This window comes from Lederbergia citrisecunda (assembly GCF_018343695.1).
Classification (GTDB): domain Bacteria; phylum Bacillota; class Bacilli; order Bacillales; family Bacillaceae_C; genus Lederbergia; species Lederbergia citrisecunda.
In genome coordinates this window covers 3,276,110-3,293,723 of the sequence record NZ_JAGYPJ010000001.1, presented here as the reverse complement: position 1 = coordinate 3,293,723, position 17,614 = coordinate 3,276,110, and the positions used below count along the sequence as shown (strand labels likewise).

Sequence of the window (17,614 nt, the reverse complement as noted above, 5' to 3'; positions counted from 1 at the left end):
GATAGCTTTAATCATTTCAGCATAAACGAATAATAATAAATACACATACGATTCCAATGTCACAACAGCCTCGTACATGAATAGTATGATTTTTATAAGAAAGGGGCATTTTTAAATGGCAAAACAACGAAATCCCCGGCTGTATTGGCTATACTTTTTGATTCCTCTTCTTATTTTGGCTTTAGCTGTCTATGCTTTCGGACTAGTTGGGGGAGGGACCCGTTCGGTCAAAGAAAACCCTATAGTTTCACCTCCGACCACTAACAAACCATCAGATAAAAGTGAAAATCTTGATGCATTAGTAAGGGACACCTTTTCATTTTCTAAAGAAGGGAAAGTCGTGCACACTCCCTTTATTACCGGTAAAACTAAAATAATGGAAGTAAATCAGAAATGGGGAGAGCCGAATCACACAACAGAAGCAGAAAGCGGGATCTATGAAGAGTATGTAGAACGCCATGTCGTAGTTGGTTATGTAAGTGAAACTGTGAATGACATTAGGTCCTATGATTCTGAATTACAAAACATTCCGTTAAATGAGGTTAAGAAGGTAGGTGGTGAACCAGATGAAGTACGGTACTACCAAGATGAAACCCATAACCAAATCATTCTTGTTTATCATGTTACTCCTTCAACAGATTTAAAGTGGATTTTACCAAAGCCATCAGATCGAGTGCCGAATCCAAAAGTGGATCATATTTCTGTCTTTACTGAAGTAAAGAATCAATCGAATCAACAAAAAAGCATATCAGAAACCATTACAGGCATGAGTATGGACGAGAAGATTGGGCAGATGATTCTCGCTGGTATTACTGGTACGACAATGGATACAAATAATAAAAGCTTATTAACAAAATACAAAATTGGCGGATTTATTTTTTACAGGGAAAACTTAGTCAACCCTCAACAAACTGTTCAGCTCCTGAATGAATTGAAGTCTAATGATCTAGCTTTACCGCTTCTATTAGGAGTTGACCAAGAAGGGGGGCACATTACTAGGCTTCCCGGAGGACTGGCCAATTTTCCAACGAATCAAGAGATTGGAACGATCAATAACAGTCAGTTCTCCTATCAAGTGGGAACGCTTTTAGGCAAGGAGTTAAAAGCATTTGGATTTAATCTAGACTTTGCTCCAGTTCTTGATATCAATAGCAATCCGAACAACCCCATTATCGGAGACAGGTCGTTCGGGAACAATCCAGAGATTGTAAGTAAGCTTGGCATTCAAACAATGAATGGTATTCAATCGGAAAATGTTATCGCTACAATTAAGCATTTTCCAGGACATGGGGATACGTCCGTTGATTCCCATCTAGAGCTCCCTATTATAAAAAAAACTCGTATACAATTAGAAGGCCTTGAACTCATTCCGTTTAGGCGTGCAATCGATAACGGTGCAGATGTAGTAATGGTAGCCCATATTTTACTGCCACAACTGGATAGCAATTTTCCAGCTTCCATGTCTAAACCTATCATGACGGATATTCTTAGAAATCAGCTTGGTTTTAAAGGTGTTATCATAACAGACGACATGACAATGGGGGCGATTACAGAGCACTTTGATATTGGGCAGGCTGCGGTTCAATCGCTCAAATCAGGCAGCGATATTATTTTAGTGGGGCACGAATACGATAATATAGTTGAAATTTTTTCTTCTATAAAAACAGCGGTTCAAAAAGGAGAAATCTCAGAACAAAGATTAAATGAAAGTGTTGAAAGAATCATTACGCTAAAAAGGAAATATAAAATTAACAATGAGAAAATGGGAAATGTAAATATAGGGGAGATGAATAAATCGATAAATAATCTTTTGGATGAGTATTTAAAATAATTTAGATCTCGTAACTTGTAAAGATAATAAGTATTAAAGCCAAGGTGAATGATTAATTTCGACAACAACGAATAGATCATCTTAACACGAATGCGGTTCCTTGTAACATACACTTTTCATAAGTGTGTTCTCCAAAAAGTTTAAAAAAGACAATATGTCCAATCAACTTATCTTCCACAAGAAGTTATTAGGGCAAGGGCAGTTATTATAAACCGCAAGAACACTGGAACACCTGATTCGCTGGGTAATTAACAATGGCCTATTCCTCCACAACAATCACAGTTAATAAAAAAAGTATCACCGTTTGGTTTTATTATCTAAAGCGGGTTTTTTTAGTAAAGAGGAAGGAATACTGAAGCTGAAAAGTGGATTAAGGAACTGATGAGTAAAAATAATGCTACATTGTAGAGTAGTACGGAGGAATTGTAGTAATGGATGTTGAACATAAACTTATGCACTGTATTCGATTTAAAAAGGAGTAGTTCAATGGCAGTAAAAATTGCTCGATGGATCATGTTATTTTGTGCTTTAAGTGCAATCGTTGCTTTTATCAGCGGTTTTGAAAATGTTGTCACAGCCTCAATAAATCATAAGATCGTTGAGCTGTGGAGATTGCTGGGTTTTATTGTCTTTGCAGGTATTTTAACATTATTAGCCTTCAACCCGACTCGTTATACTGGAATATGGGAACTAGTAATATTTCACAAACTTGGTATGGCAGTCTTTGCCTTAGTTCTCGTGAGGGATAATGCCGAAGGTGCTGGATTTATCGGACTAATTGATGGTATCCTGGCAATCCTAATAATTATTTCTTATTTCTTATCAAAAGGATATGCTTCTTGGGGATCTTCCAGAAAAGGTCGAACAACACAGGTGAAAAGCAATCAAACTTTTTTATAAAAAAGTAATCAAATAGTATATTTGTAGAGCATGTTTTGATCAATCTTTTTTCAAACTTGCTCTTTCTCTTCGTTTTGCAAAAAGATTTTACTACAATTTGATCACATGTATGGCTTTAATATAAAGATTGATAATTTGAAGCAAAGTTTGATAAGACCTTAAAGTTAGAATGTAAAAAAATGTATTTAAACTAAAGAGCAGTTTGTTTAATAAGATACCTTCCATCTGTTTTATTGTGTACCAGCTCATGTTATAATGAGGAACTTAGGATAATTACGACTTTTACTATAATTGAACGGATGCCAAGAAAAGCCTCCGCCTAGCGATAAAATATAGAGGTGTAAAAGAATGAATAAACGATGGACGATTGGTAAAATTAAAGAATTTGTTGAACATAATTCGGAAAGTACGTTGCTAACGACGGAATATCACGGTTTTTCTCAAAAGTTACTATTTAAATGTGCATGTGGTAGCAACTTTGAAAAAACATTTACGAAATTTAAAAATAATCACCAACGTAAATGTGAAGTGTGCCAACCGCCAAAAGCGTCACGCTAATTCGTATTGCGAGTTACGTAGTGCAGATTTTTATTAAAGAGAAGTGGCGTTTGAAGACTCTTATGCTACGTCACTCAAAGAACTTATGAGACAGCTAAGAATAAAAGAATAAGGTTATTACCTTGAAAAGCTAACGGGCTTTACTTCAATAAGGAGTAGAGCTTTTTTTGTTGTTACACTAACGTAGCAGTAGTTTAGATAAAAAAAGGTTAAACCCAGAAAGAAAGCTTTTCAACCTTCATTTCCGTTCCATTAAGCTAACAGGATACGCACCTCAAACAAATTGAACAGGGATAAATTGGATATGTGGTTTAGATAGTGACAATATATACTAAAAAAATTACTATTAAATAGTAAAAACCAGATTCCTTACTGGAATCTGGTTCAAAAAAAATTAATCAATTAGGTAAGCCACACGTTCAAGACCGTACCTCTTCATTGCTGTAAATATCATATGAATACTAAGCCAACCTCATCTTAAAATCCTGATACCCAAACTCATGCACGACCTGGTAATCTCCACTTTTATCTTTTACTACAATGGTTGGTAATGCCATGCCATTGAAAGTGGTGTTTTTCACCATAGAATAGATCGCCATGTCTTCGAAAACAAGTCGGTCTCCACCTTTTAATGGCTGATCAAATGAATAGTCTCCGATTATATCACCAGCAAGACATGTTTGTCCGCCAAGACGATACGTGAATGGCTTTTCGCCAACTTCCCCTGATGCTTGAAGCGGAGGGCGATACGGCATTTCTAATACGTCCGGCATATGACAAGTAGCCGACGTATCAAGAATGGCAATCTCCATTCCGTTTTCAAGTGTATCAAGTACCGTCGTTACAAGGAATCCAGCATTCAGTGCAACGGCTTCCCCAGGTTCGAGATATACTTCTAAACCATACTTGTCTTGCATTCTCTTAATGCATTTTTCAAGTAATGGAATATCGTAATCTTCTCTTGTAATATGGTGGCCGCCGCCAAAGTTGATCCATTCCATTTGTGATAGCCATGGTCCAAACTTTTCTTCCACTGCGTTAAGGGTCGTTTCTAAATCGTCAGCGTCTTGCTGGCAAAGTGTGTGGAAATGCAGCCCTGAAACACCTTCTAGCAAATCAGGACGGAAATGCTCTTGTTTTACACCGAATCTTGAACCAGGTGCACAAGGATCATAGATGGCATGCCCGATTTGTGTGGAGCATTCAGGGTTGATGCGCAATCCCACTTTTTTACCTGCTTGAAGAACTCTATCTTTAAATTTCTCCACCTGTGAGAAGGAATTAAAGATGATATGGTCACAGATGTCTATGATTTCATCTATTTCATCCTCGCGATACGCAGGGGAAAAGACGTGATTTTCTTTTCCCATTTCTTCGTATCCAAGACGAGCTTCGTATAAGCCACTTGCGGTCGCACCATTTAAATACTTTCCGATCAAAGGATACAGTTTAAACATTGAAAATGCTTTTTGAGCCAAAATAATCTTGGATCCTGTACGTTCCTTAACTCCACTTAGTACTTTTAGATTTTTTTCAAGTAGATCTTCATCGACTATATAACAAGGTGTTGGTAGTTCTTCAAAGCGCATCTTATCGAACGAGCTCCAGTTCTTTTTCTTTCACAGACTCATCGTCGACTAGCACTGGATTAAAGTCTTCTTTCCATGGAAGTCCCCAAGTATTCAATGCTTCCATGAATGGATCTGGATCAAATTCTTCAATATTGTATACACCTGGTTTGTTCCATTTTCCAGTCATCAACATCATCGCCCCGATCATGGCAGGAACGCCTGTTGTATAGGAAACTGCTTGAGAACCTACTTCTTTGTAGCATTCTTCATGGTTACAAACATTGTACACATAATACGTTTTTTCTTTTCCGTCTTTTTTACCTCTAAAAATACAGCCGATGTTTGTTTTACCTTTTGTGCGTGGTCCAAGGGAAGCTGGATCTGGTAATACTGCTTTCAAGAATTGAAGTGGAATAATTTGTTTTCCTTCGAATTCAATTGGTTCGATGGAAGTCATTCCGACATTTTCAAGACATTTTAAGTGTGAAAGGTAGCTTTGGCCAAATGTCATAAAGAAACGGATGCGCTTAATACCAGGGATGTTTACAGCAAGAGATTCCAACTCTTCGTGGTACAACAAATACATATCTTTCTCGCCAACTTCAGGGAAGTTATAAACACGTTTGATTTCCATTGGCTTTGTTTCGATCCACTCGCCTTTTTCCCAATATCTTCCGTTTGCGGAAACTTCACGAATATTGATTTCAGGGTTGAAGTTTGTCGCAAAAGGATACCCGTGGTCGCCAGCGTTGCAGTCTAGAATATCGATATATTCAATTTCATCAAAATGATGTTTTAGAGCATGGGCTGAAAATACACCTGTTACACCAGGGTCAAAGCCGCTGCCTAAAAGAGCTGTAATCCCAGCTTTTTCAAAGCGCTCGCGGTATTCCCATTGCCATTTATATTCAAATTTTGCCGTATCTTCCGGCTCATAGTTAGCTGTATCTAAATAGTTAACTTTTGTTGCTAAACAAGCATCCATGATTGTTAAATCTTGATATGGCAAAGCCAAGTTCATAACGATATCTGGTTTAACTTCTTCGATTAAAGCAATTAACTCATCTACATTATCTGCATCAACTTGTGCAGTTGTAATCTTCGTTTTGCCGCCATCTAGTTTCGCTTTTAAAGCATCACATTTTGATTTTGTACGACTTGCGATACAAATTTCCTCAAATACCTCACTGTTTTGAACACATTTGTGAATAGCAACAGATGCCACTCCACCACAACCGATAATAAGCGCTTTTCCCATTTTATTACTCCCCTTACTAAATAGATTTGGTGGTACTAAGAGAGATTTATCCCTACAGTTGCGAAACGACAAAAAAGCAAGTGAAATGACGCATTACTGCGCACAACACTTGCTTAAGATACAATATCAAATATTAAAAAGACACAAGTACACCTATGTCCAAAAGCCATACGTATACATCTTCCATAAAAATCAATATGGTAGAGAGCTTTTTACTATTCAATATATCATCATAGGATCAGAGTCTATATAGCAAATAATTACTTTTACCACTCTTATTGACCGTTTCACAAGTTGTGTGCATATGCACTGGTTGTAAAGTAACCAACTTATAAAAGTTGAGCTTTTAACTCAATCAATAAGGCAACGAAAGTCGCCAATCGGCATTTGACCCGGCTGTCCGTATGGCCTTAACTTCTTTTGGAAGTGGTCAAAACATTATCTGCTTGGAAAGACTCTAGATATTGAATAGCAGCTTTCCAAAATAATTCTTTTTTAGATTAACAACATGTTGTAAAAATATCAATAGGAAAATTAAAAAATTTTTTTCAAGTGGAAAACTTTTATTAGTAGGATTTTCAAGTGATTTATTTCAAAATCTGACACGCTAAAAAATTCATGAACAGAACTGTTTCTTTTAGTTCCACTTTTATTGTATTTTGTATCAAAATCACGAAGGAATGAATTATGCAATGTGAAAATCAAATTTGTGAAATTGCAGATTTGTTTAGAGTTTCATATAGAAAATTATCCGAAGTGAATAATTAGCCAATCTTTATTCTATTTTGTTTTCTTAAACCTATCACACACAATTAATATGGACTTCTTCTACATTGCTAGAAACATTTCCTTTATGTTCGATTCTGATGGGAAGCAGGTTGTCCAGCTTGCTCGCTGCGGACAATATCGGCCATCTCGCCCACCTGCATGCTCGAAACACGTCACTGGCTCTGGTATCACGTGCTCCACTTTCTAAGCTCCAACACTACAAGGAACGCATGGGTTGGAGCATTATTTGGTACTCGTCCTTCGATAGCGACTTTAGCTATGATTTTCTGCTACGCTGGACGAATCCGTCGCTCCGATCGAATACAACTACTTGACCAAGGACGAGCTTGTTCAGAAGATACGTTTCGGTTAGTTATTCGGTGAATCTGAAGAACTATGCCTGCTTTACTATATGAAGCTACCTATCCGGAAAGAATTAATAAAATACTTTTCCCACTAAAGGGATACGTTATAATTACCATGTTAATTAGGTACTAGAGGTGGTGTAGATTAAATGATTTATGCAATTGTATTATTTATACTTGCAGGACTTGCCGAGATTGGTGGAGGTTATCTTATTTGGCTATGGCTAAGAGAAGGAAAGCCATTTTATTGGGGTGTTTTCGGAGGAATAGCTTTGGCATTATACGGTGTTATTGCTACATTTCAAACATTCCCATCATTCGGTAGAGTATATGCAGCCTATGGAGGAGTTTTTATTGTTCTCTCTGTATTATGGGGATGGGGTATTGATAAAAAAACTCCTGATCTATACGATTGGGTGGGTGCTGGTATATGTTTAGTAGGTGTTTCATTGATGTTGTTTGCACCCCGCCATTAAAAGTTTTCTTCAAGTAAAGGGAGCAATTCTAGAATAAGAATGTCGCTCTTTCTTTTTGTAAATGGCCATGTTGTGGAATATTTATGTTAAAACTATGGTGATGATTGTGAAGAATTGTACTTAAGCTCCAATACAGTAAAAATCATGTATAAGGAGTATGGGATATCACTTCTTTAAAGATGACGCACGTGGACAGGCCCATAATATTAAATCAGGGAGTTTGGCTTTTACATTTCCGGAAAAATAAACAAACGAGGGAACATGATTGCTCTCTTGTTTGTTGTATATTTCGATTCAATTATAACTAAGAAAGAGATTTATCTAGTATTAAGTCTAATCTTATAGTTATAAATCATGGAATAATTTCAAAAATAGTACCTTGGTTAAGATCAGTCACTTTCATAGAGCCATAAACCCCTAAATATAGTCTAGTTTGATCCAGATTCGTTCCCAAACTAACATAATAAGCTGATTGAGAACCGAAATTATAATCGGTTTCAATAACACTAAAATCATTTAGTTTACAATCTGTTCTTACCCTCGTATAAGCTAAAACCCCTCTAACCGGAGATTGGGATTCTTTATCCCGGGCAAGATCGGTAAACACAACGCTTCCTGTTAAATCGGGGATTCCATTCCCCATATAGGCTTGGACTCCTGTAAGTGCAGTTCCTCCAAACTTATCAGGGCGATTATCTTTGTGAAAATAACTAGTTAAAGGCTGAAGACGCTTTACTAAAGTGTTAATTGCTTCATTGTAATAAGCAATTGTTTTCTCGTCCAAAGCCTGATTAGTAGGGCAGTTCTTTATAGTCGATGTAGGAAAAGCACCCTCCCACCCTCGCCAGCCAAAGTTAATGATTCCTTCTTGGTCAAGTTCGGATTTCATTGAAGAAGCTTGTATAAGCTGAGTTACCGGTATTGGTTTATATTGACCGAATGAAAAAATCGACTCTACTAAATCCTGCCCGACATTTCCCACATATTTAATATACTGATTATAAAACCTTTGAAATGAAATTCCAGGTATATTACGAACCCCTTTGGCAATGACTGTAAGCGTTTCCTGGATAGGTGCTGGGAGTTCATCAAAACGTGTGACTACGGGCGGATTATTGATAAATGTATTTTTACTTACATCAATTTCAATTATTTTACCGGCGATTTCCATATCATCCTGACTTAAATTAAATGGATCATAACCTGCTCCACCATCTCCGGTTGTTAAAACAAGTTTTCCTGATTCAGGTGAAAAGTTTAAGCTATTGACACCATTATGATTAAAAAATGGTCTTCTTAAGTTAAGTAATGTTCGTCGTTTTTGAGGTTGGCCATTCGCTTGTAAAAACCATTCTTCAATTGTATCAATATGATTATATTTAGTTTCTCGATTTAGCCACCTTAGGTTTAATGTTTTGAGATCACACGGGTCAGGCTTAAAATGTTCAGAAAGAGCACCTGGACCTTGTGTTCCAGCTGCTGAATAATGAAGATAAAACAGACCGTTATAATAAAATTCCGGATGAAACGCTAGTCCTAGCAATCCCCGTTCATCATATCCACCACCAGCAACACCTGGTTCAGAAGTACCTAGTTTTATGATTCGTGAGCGAATATCTAAAAATATCCTTAAACTTGAGTCTCCTATGTAAAAGATCTCTCCTAACTGAGTTGCAATGAATAATCTTTCAATTGAGTCACCCGGAAGGAGAGCTGTTTTCATTACGGTGGGTAAATTTATATTATTTACAATTGGCCGTAAGCTTACCTTAACTTTTTTCAACTAACTATACACTCCTTCTTATTGTTTTCTTTATAAGAATATGACGACAACTGCTCTGTTAGTATCAAATTAGGGTCGGGAAATTTGGGAATTTACTTAATGATATTGTGAATTAATCATTTAAAGTAAACGGATGCTTATCTTCAAAAAGATCTTTCATAATCGTGCAATTTAATGGAGTAACGAAAAAAAGCCCAATTTATCTATTGAATACAGATAAATCTGGCTCTTACGTTTTTATTTGCATCTCTCTAACGCTGCTCCAGTGTGCTGTAACAACTATCTATAGAAAAAATTAGCAAAATGAGAGTAAAACCTTATTTAAAGCATTACTAAATAAGGTTTTGACTTTTACTAGATTTCACCGTAAATGACCGCTCTTAATCTAGGTTGATGGTAAGCTTCTAAGTTAGGAAGCATTTGTTGCATATACACAGCGGATAGATTTTCTTTGGGATCGATCAATACCCAGGTTCCTAATAATCCTGACCATCCAAACTCTCCAATGGAACTATTGATTCCTCCTATTGCCGGATCTACTAAAGTTCTAACACCTAAGCCGTACCCATATCCTGAAAGATAACCCCAATTATAATTATGGCTGTTTTCTGGTGTTAGATGATTTGAAGACATAAGATCAATAGTTTTTCTGCCAATGATTCGCTCGCCATCTAGCTCTCCGCCATTTGCCAACATCTGTGCAAATCGGCTGTAATCACTTAGTGTCGAAAGTAGGCCACCGCCACCGCTTTCAAATTTTGCATCAGGTTGAATATGCGTATCCATTTCTGTGTTTTTTCTTAACATGCCATTCTCATCCCATGTATAGTTGCTAGAAAGGCGGTCTCGCTTCTCTTTAGGTATGCGAAAAAATGTATCTTTCATATGTAACGGTTCAAAAATTTCATCTTGTAAAAATTGTCCAAAGCTCTTACCTGTGATGACTTCAATGAAAGCGCCCAATACATCATGGCTTAATCCGTAGTGCCATTTCGTCCCTGGATCAAAAGCGAACGGAATGGAAGCTAATGATTTTGCGACAGCTCTATTCGATAATCTCTCGCCTAGTCTATCTTTTTGATATAACTCTTGCATCACTTTAGCAACTTGGCGCTCTGTTTCGTTAGCCTCTCCGGGATAAGTTAAACCTGATGTCATCGTAAAAAGATCCTTAACCGTAATCGATCTTGTAGCAGGTGATGTATATAATTCACCTTGACCATTAGTACGATAAACGAGAGGATCTTTGAATTCCGGAAGATATTCCTCTAAAGGGTCATTCAATAAAAATAATCCTCTTTCAAACAACATCAGGGCAGCCGTACATGTAACAACTTTGGTCATGGAAAAAATTCGGTAAATCGTATCCGGGTCTATCTCTTTTTTTGAATCAATGTCTGCTAATCCGACATAGTCTTCAAAGATTATTTCACCATTGCGGGATACGGAAAGTGCACAGCCCGGCGGTCCATTATCAACAAAACTTCTTAAAAGCGGTTTAAGCTTTGATTCTAAGCGACTCAATGCCATCTCACTCCTTTTTTGTTGGTTTCTTACATGTTCGTTTTTGCAAATATAAAACCCTTTATTTTCTTGTTAAAAATGATATTTCTTCTTTCTTCATCCGTAAAAGGATGGTTCAACATTTTTTGTTCTACAATTGATGCATAATTGGTAAAATAAAGGAAGTATTCTCGATTTAAAGATACTTTCGCAATCAAATCATTGAGCTGCAGTTGTTTTAGCTTAATGGAAAGTACAGTATGCTACTGGCAAATGTTTCTTCCATACTTAATGCTGTAGGTCTACATATATGGCTGATGATAGCACAGTATTTTCATCTTCATGTAGGACTTATCCAATGTCCCCAAACGCTTTAATGCTCCTCGATTCAAAAGAAAAAAGAACTCTCTACATTCTCTAGGATAAAATACACCAATGAATTGCTAATGGCATGAATAGCATATCCAATATGCTTGTCGAGACATTAACGCAAACTAAAGAATTAAACCATTCTTCTTTCAAACGAGGGCGACAGGAGAAGCCAGAAAATAACTAAGCGATGGGGTGGTAGTTAGAAATCTCATACTTTAGTAGCGAATAGCTCAACTTAATAGCTGATATGTGGTATTTTAAAGGGACTGGTAAAATTATGAAAGTGAATGAGGTAACGGACACCTTGTTCTGTGTGAGGTGCATGATTGAAAAGGATGAAAAAGTTTCCTGAAGAACTTAAAACATTATTGTCGAAAAAAGGTTTATTAAAAGAGGATATTATTGATTGGATGTACTGTGACCGGGGCATTGATGGTGGTTTTGTTGATACATATTTGATCCTTACGAACGATTCGCTTTATCGATTATCAAATGATGAATATAAGAAAAAAGAAAAAGTTTTTAAAGGTTATCAGGTTGTTGACAAGAAAAAGAAGAGTTTTAGTTTTATAGAAACGGACAAATTCTATGTAGACCAGTTTATGCTTGAAGAAATTGAGAGTGCTTACACTGTAAACCTTGTTGCCTCCGGACTCATTGTCATAAAGGCTCCCGAAGAAAGGGCAGTTGCGGGCATAACAAATGGATACATGGGCGATGCAACTAAATTTGTATCTACTATAACAAAACTAAAAAACAATGAAACGATTGAAATACATGAGGAGGACGAAACAAATAAAAGTGCCTGCCCAAAATGTGGGATGATTTATCCCGAACAAGGCCGTCAAGTATGCCCGAAATGTCTAAAGAAGGGTGCTATCTTTGTAAGATTGTTAGGATTTACAGCGAACCATAAATGGTCTATTTTCTTCATTATCTTTTTCATGTTACTAAATTCGGCAGCCGGGCTCGTTATTCCCTATTTCCAAGGTACTGTATTATTTGACCAAGCACTAGGAGGTACTGGTCAATTTGCTGGAAAAATTGCCCTCGTCATACTGATTATCATCGTTTTCAGAACATTGTCACTTGTTTTTGGAATATTATTTGGTGTAATAAATGCCCGTATGGCCGCAAATATTGTATTCGATTTGAAGTCGAATATTTTTACTTCTATGCAGAGGTTGTCTCTATCATTTTTTCAAAAAAGACAAACAGGACAATTGATGACGAGAGTAAACGACGATGCGAATGAGCTACAATTTTTCTTTGTTGACGGTATTCCGTATTTTGTTGTGAACGCGATCAATATCATCGGGGTTACAGCAATACTTCTTGTAATGGATTGGAAACTTACACTCATTTGTTTGATTCCGTTGCCTTTTGTCATTCTATTGATTCGCTGGGTTTTTCCAAAATTATGGCGTATGTCATGGAAAAGGCATAGAAGGGCAAGCGCTATGAACTCCATTATTAGTGACACGGTACGTAGCGCAAGAATAGTGAAAGCATTTGGTAAAGAAAAAGTAGAAATCAAGCGTTTTCAGGGAGCGAATGTTTCTTTTTCTAATGCTGAACAAAAATTTAACAAAACGAGCAGCACTATTTTTCCTATCATTAATATGTTAACCCAAATAGGTGGGGTATTGATCTGGGCCTTTGGTGGTTGGAGAGTAATGGGTGGAGAAATGACTTTCGGGGAAATCATGACATTCATTACGTATATTTACATGCTATTTGGCCCTATCCAATTCATGAATAACATTGCTGGATGGTGGTCTTACTGTATGTCAGCGGCACAGCGGATATTTGAAATTCAGGATGCTGTTCCGGAAGTTACCGAAAAAGAAGATGCTCTACATTTGGAGAAGCTTAGAGGGGACATCACGATATCCAACATTCACTTTAATTACGAACCGAATAAGCCGATACTGCAGGATGTATCGCTCGTTGCGGAACAAGGGCAGATGATTGGAATTGTCGGACCTTCTGGAGCTGGTAAATCCACACTCGTGAACTTAATTTCAAGACTTTACGATGTTAATGAAGGTGAAATAAAGATTGATGGGATAAATGTAAAAGATTTATCAGCGGATACGATACGAAGAAATATAGGGATTGTTTCTCAGGAAGTGTATGTTTTTATAGGAACAATCGCGGAAAACATTGCTTATGCAAATCCGGATTGCTCACTTGAAGATATTATTTATGCAGCTAAGATTGCGAACGCCCATGACTTTATCGAAAATCTTCCAGACGGCTATGATACGGTCGTTGGCACTGGGGGATACAGTTTGTCTGGTGGTGAAAAGCAACGAATCTCAATTGCAAGAGCAATTTTACACGATCCAAGAATTTTAATATTGGATGAAGCTACTGCCTCACTAGACACGAAGACAGAGTTACAAATCCAGGAAGCGCTAGAATCACTAGCGAAGGGAAGAACGACGATCGCAATTGCTCATCGATTATCGACATTGCGAAATGCCGACTATTTATACGTAATGGAAAATGGGAAGGTCGTAGAGGACGGAACCCATGAAGAGCTTATGAATAAAGATGAGAAATATGCTGGCATGGTGAAAAAACATGAAGAAGCCTTGAAGATGAAAGAGGTGATATAAATGACAAAGCTTGATATCGAACTCAGTGGTCCCGAACTAGTCGAAACGAAATCGGACCTAGCGGAAGCGGCTAAAATGAAATATTTAACGAGGGATAATGCAGTTTTTTTGGAGACGGAAGGACATATGTTGACCGTTCACGTGGATGGGGAAGTCCATCCAGCAGTCTATTTACACTGCTCTTTTCCACATAAAAACAATAGAATATTTATTTCAGTTAGAACGGGTGAAAATGAAGAAATTGGCATGATCGAATCTTTGGATGAGTTCCAAAGTGACACCGTAACCTTGCTGGAAGAACATATCAACTTGCGCTATTTCGCTCCAGAAATTACAACAATAAATAAAATAAACGAGGAATTCGGTTATTCCTATTGGGATACAGAAACCAGTTCCGGAAACTGCTATTTTACCGTACGTTCCGGCAGAGGGAACGTCACAGCCGTTACGGCAAATAGAGTGTTAATTACAGACGTAGACGGAAACCGCTTTATCATTAAAGACCTAAACGCCTTAACAGAAAAAGAATACCGAATGGTCGAAATGTTAATGGGGTAAGGAAAAGCGGAAGGCGACTTAGCAGGCTAAGAGCGCCACGTCCTGTGGCAACGCCTGCACTAGCACATCCTGTGCGTCGCAGCGCCGTACGAACCGGGAGACTTTTCCCGTACTGAGATAAAGGAAACACGGCGTGGAACGAGCCGATGTTGACTTATCCTAGGGAAGGGAAAGGCTCGTTCGCTAGGCGTTAGGAGCCAAAGCTAGACAGGGAAAAGCGGAAGCGCTTTGCTCATCGACGTACAAACTTCAGGGACTTCGACTGAGATAAAGGAGACACGACGAGGGACGAGTCGATGTTGACTTATCGTAGGGAGAAGGACAAGAAGTTTGCTAGTCGATAAGCGCTGTAGCTGGATGAGGAAAAGTCAAGACGCCCGCTAATATACAAATAGGCGACATTGATGTTTTTAGTAAAAGTAATTGCTAATTTTTTAACACTGTTGATTGAAGTGGAAGGCACGAGACTGCTGCGGGAAAAACGGGTAACGGGAGACCCCACAGGTGCATAACGACGAGGAGGCTCCCGAGCCGCCCTCGGAAAGCAAGCGCCTTCAGCGGAAATCAACATCCATGTTTAAGAGCCATTTTTTATAAGGGAGCTATTATGAACTTAAACTATGAACTTTCAAATGAAGATCGGTTAGCTGTTCATGAAGAGATAGGGGAACGAATTCTTTATTGTGTGCCTGCCGATCTATCTCTTACTGGACGAAGAACGTTAGGATACTTTGTGATTGGTGATGAAAAGTGGGCTTATGTTGAAGCCGGAAAAGTAAAAGAAAGTGGCCTTATAGAGGAAGCGCACGATTACAAAGTGGTTCCGCTCATTGGAAATGCCATCCTTGAAGCGGCTGACGAGCTTGGGAAACGAATCATTGTAAGGGTATCTATGGAACATGTGGCTCGCTTTTCCTATATTGCACAAATATTAAACTACATGGCTTCGAAAAGTGAAATTCGGATCTACAATGAGGAAGAAGAACGAGTATGCTCGAATTGTGGTAACAGGCTGCATCAAGCTACAAGAGTTTGTCCTAAATGTATGAATAAAGCGGCAGTATTAAAAAGGCTTTTAGGTGTGTCTAAATCACACTGGCGAATGCTTGTTTTAGGGTTAGTTATTTTATTTATTACTTCAGCTATCACTTTATTAGGCCCTTATTTTCAAAAGTTGCTTGTTAACTCATCACTTCAGCCACTGGAAGGACAGAGTCCAAGCTTGCCTATGTTTTTTATTGCTATAGGCGGAATCCTTTTTTCGCTAGTTGGTGGAGAACTTTTAAATGTAGCAAAAGGTCGTGTCATGGCTTCAGTAGGTTCGACGATCGCTGCAGATTTAAGAAAGCTTGTCTATGAAAAAATACAAAATCTTTCGCTTGGCTTTTTAACATCCCAAAGAGCAGGCGACCTGATGAACCGCGTCACATCCGACACGAATCGAATTAGAAGGCTAATTGAAGAGGTCTTCACAACGGCAATCTATCAGATGATCATGCTCATAGCGGTGACGATTCTTCTATTAATGACAGACTGGCGCTTAGCCTTAATTGTGCTATTGCCTGCACCGTTCGTAGCCTATTTGCAGTTTATGACGTGGCGGGTGATTGTCAGAAGACTCTTCACAAAGCAATGGAGGATATTTGATAAAGCGAACTCTTATCTTCATGACGTACTAAGTGGAATTAGAGTCGTCAAAACATTTGGTAAGGAAGAGCGCGAAATAAAGCGATTTAGACAATATAATACGGATTATGCGGCAGCAGCCTTTAAAGCGGAAAAAGTATATGCTGTGTTAACACCTATCTCAACGTATTTACTCCAAATTAGTACTTATTTTGTTTTATTAGTAGGGTGTAATATGATTCTAAAAGGCAATCTCAACCTTGGTGAGCTTGTCCAATTTACAGGGTATGCAAGTATGATTTTTGGACCTCTAGCCTGGATGATGAACATGCCAAGGTGGGTCGCAAATGCAGTAATTGCTATTGACCGTATTTTTTCAGTAATCGATGAAGATCCGGAGATTTTAGATAAGGATACATCCGTACAGCATTCTATCCATGGTACGATTCAATTTAACGATGTAACATTTGGTTATAAGTCGTATCAACCTGTACTAAAGGATATTAATGTTGAGATTAAGCCGGGAGAAATGATTGGTCTAGTCGGGCATTCCGGTTCAGGAAAATCAACATTTATTAATTTAGTCTCTCGCTTCTATGATGTTAACGAAGGGCAGATATTAATAGATGGAATCGACATTAGGACGATTAAGCAGGAAGTTCTTCGATCACAAGTAGGGGTTGTTCTCCAGGAAACAATGCTGTTCAGAGGCTCCATTATGGAAAATATACGATATTCCAAGCCAGACGCAACGATGGAAGAGGTTATTCAGGCGGCTAGGATAGCGAACGCCCATGAATTTATTATTAGATTACCTGATGGATATGATACAAGATTAGAAGAAAACGGCAATAATATATCGGGAGGAGAGCGTCAACGAATTACGATTGCTAGAGCGATACTCCATAATCCACGCATCTTAATATTGGATGAAGCGACTGCCTCTCTTGATATTGACACTGAAACAGCGATTCAGGAAGCATTACAACGGATCACGAAAAACCGAACAACGATAGCAATCGCCCACAGGCTTTCGACACTTAAGAACGCTGACCGACTTTTTGTCCTTGAGAAAGGCAAAATAGCAGAAGTTGGAACTCATCAAGAACTGATGCAAAAACAGGGAATCTATTATGGCTTGATTATGGCCCAGCGGAATATGACGAAAGCTAAAGCGAAAACAGGTTAGATGAAAAACGTTATAAACGGTCACCGAGTGTATTGGTGGCCGTTTTGTCTTTTTTTATGGGATATTTCGGTAATAAGATATCTCAGATGCTTACATACTATGTATTAATTTAATAATTCGATTATAAAGTGATTTTATCCAAATATTAATGATTTAATAGCGAAACATAGATGACCTTTATAAATATTTAGGAGATTATACTGAAAATAATAAGAAGAACATCTTTCTCATC

At 37.9% G+C, this 17,614-nt stretch carries 12 protein-coding genes; 8 read left to right on the top strand and 4 right to left on the bottom strand.

Annotated features, from left to right (window positions below; all coding sequences use genetic code 11):
- The first annotated feature begins 115 nt into the window (after positions 1–115).
- From nagZ to KHA93_RS16055, 3 genes are all read left to right on the top strand, one after another.
- The gene (nagZ, locus tag KHA93_RS16065) at positions 116–1,831 is read left to right on the top strand and encodes a beta-N-acetylhexosaminidase (RefSeq protein ID WP_213111661.1); all 1,716 of its coding nucleotides are present in this window, start codon (positions 116–118) and stop codon (positions 1,829–1,831) included.
- Positions 1,832–2,317: 486 nt separating this feature from the next.
- Entirely contained in the window at positions 2,318–2,731 is a 414-nt protein-coding gene (locus tag KHA93_RS16060; RefSeq protein ID WP_213111660.1) for a hypothetical protein, read from the top strand.
- A gap of 348 nt (positions 2,732–3,079) precedes the next feature.
- Entirely contained in the window at positions 3,080–3,289 is a 210-nt protein-coding gene (locus KHA93_RS16055; protein ID WP_213111659.1) for a hypothetical protein, read from the top strand.
- A gap of 461 nt (positions 3,290–3,750) precedes the next feature.
- Here the strand turns inward: KHA93_RS16055 and nspC are convergent, their stop codons facing one another.
- Both nspC and KHA93_RS16045 read right to left on the bottom strand, forming a co-directional pair.
- Positions 3,751–4,878 (bottom strand): carboxynorspermidine decarboxylase, encoded by a 1,128-nt coding sequence (gene nspC / locus KHA93_RS16050; RefSeq protein WP_213111658.1) that lies wholly within the window; start codon positions 4,876–4,878, stop codon positions 3,751–3,753.
- A gap of 1 nt (position 4,879) precedes the next feature.
- Positions 4,880–6,118 carry a saccharopine dehydrogenase family protein gene (locus KHA93_RS16045; protein ID WP_213111657.1) on the bottom strand — a complete coding sequence of 413 codons (1,239 nt, stop codon included), beginning with the start codon at positions 6,116–6,118 and terminating at the stop codon, positions 4,880–4,882.
- A gap of 866 nt (positions 6,119–6,984) precedes the next feature.
- On the opposite strand from KHA93_RS16045, the gene KHA93_RS16040 reads away from it, so the two are divergent.
- Both KHA93_RS16040 and KHA93_RS16035 read left to right on the top strand, forming a co-directional pair.
- Positions 6,985–7,221 carry a DUF899 family protein gene (locus tag KHA93_RS16040; protein ID WP_233711190.1) on the top strand — a complete coding sequence of 79 codons (237 nt, stop codon included), beginning with the start codon at positions 6,985–6,987 and terminating at the stop codon, positions 7,219–7,221.
- A gap of 179 nt (positions 7,222–7,400) precedes the next feature.
- Entirely contained in the window at positions 7,401–7,727 is a 327-nt protein-coding gene (locus KHA93_RS16035) for a YnfA family protein (RefSeq protein WP_213111656.1), read from the top strand.
- A 352-nt stretch (positions 7,728–8,079) separates the two neighbouring features.
- Here KHA93_RS16035 and KHA93_RS16030 read toward each other — a convergent pair whose 3' ends face one another.
- Positions 8,080–9,510, bottom strand: coding sequence for a PQQ-dependent sugar dehydrogenase (locus KHA93_RS16030; RefSeq protein ID WP_213111655.1), 1,431 nt, complete (start codon positions 9,508–9,510; stop codon positions 8,080–8,082).
- Between the two features lie 354 nt (positions 9,511–9,864).
- Positions 9,865–11,034: a serine hydrolase domain-containing protein gene (locus KHA93_RS16025; RefSeq protein ID WP_213111654.1), complete on the bottom strand. Its 1,170-nt coding sequence runs from the start codon at positions 11,032–11,034 to the stop codon at positions 9,865–9,867.
- A gap of 686 nt (positions 11,035–11,720) precedes the next feature.
- Between KHA93_RS16025 and KHA93_RS16020 the strand changes: the two genes are divergently transcribed.
- From KHA93_RS16020 to KHA93_RS16010, 3 genes are all read left to right on the top strand, one after another.
- Positions 11,721–14,009, top strand: a complete 2,289-nt coding sequence (locus KHA93_RS16020) for an ABC transporter ATP-binding protein (protein WP_213112981.1) — start codon at positions 11,721–11,723, stop codon at positions 14,007–14,009.
- Positions 14,010–14,567 (top strand): DUF1854 domain-containing protein, encoded by a 558-nt coding sequence (locus KHA93_RS16015; RefSeq protein WP_213111653.1) that lies wholly within the window; start codon positions 14,010–14,012, stop codon positions 14,565–14,567.
- A 607-nt stretch (positions 14,568–15,174) separates the two neighbouring features.
- Positions 15,175–17,382, top strand: a complete 2,208-nt coding sequence (locus tag KHA93_RS16010; RefSeq protein WP_213111652.1) for an ABC transporter ATP-binding protein — start codon at positions 15,175–15,177, stop codon at positions 17,380–17,382.
- Positions 17,383–17,614 lie beyond the last annotated feature (232 nt).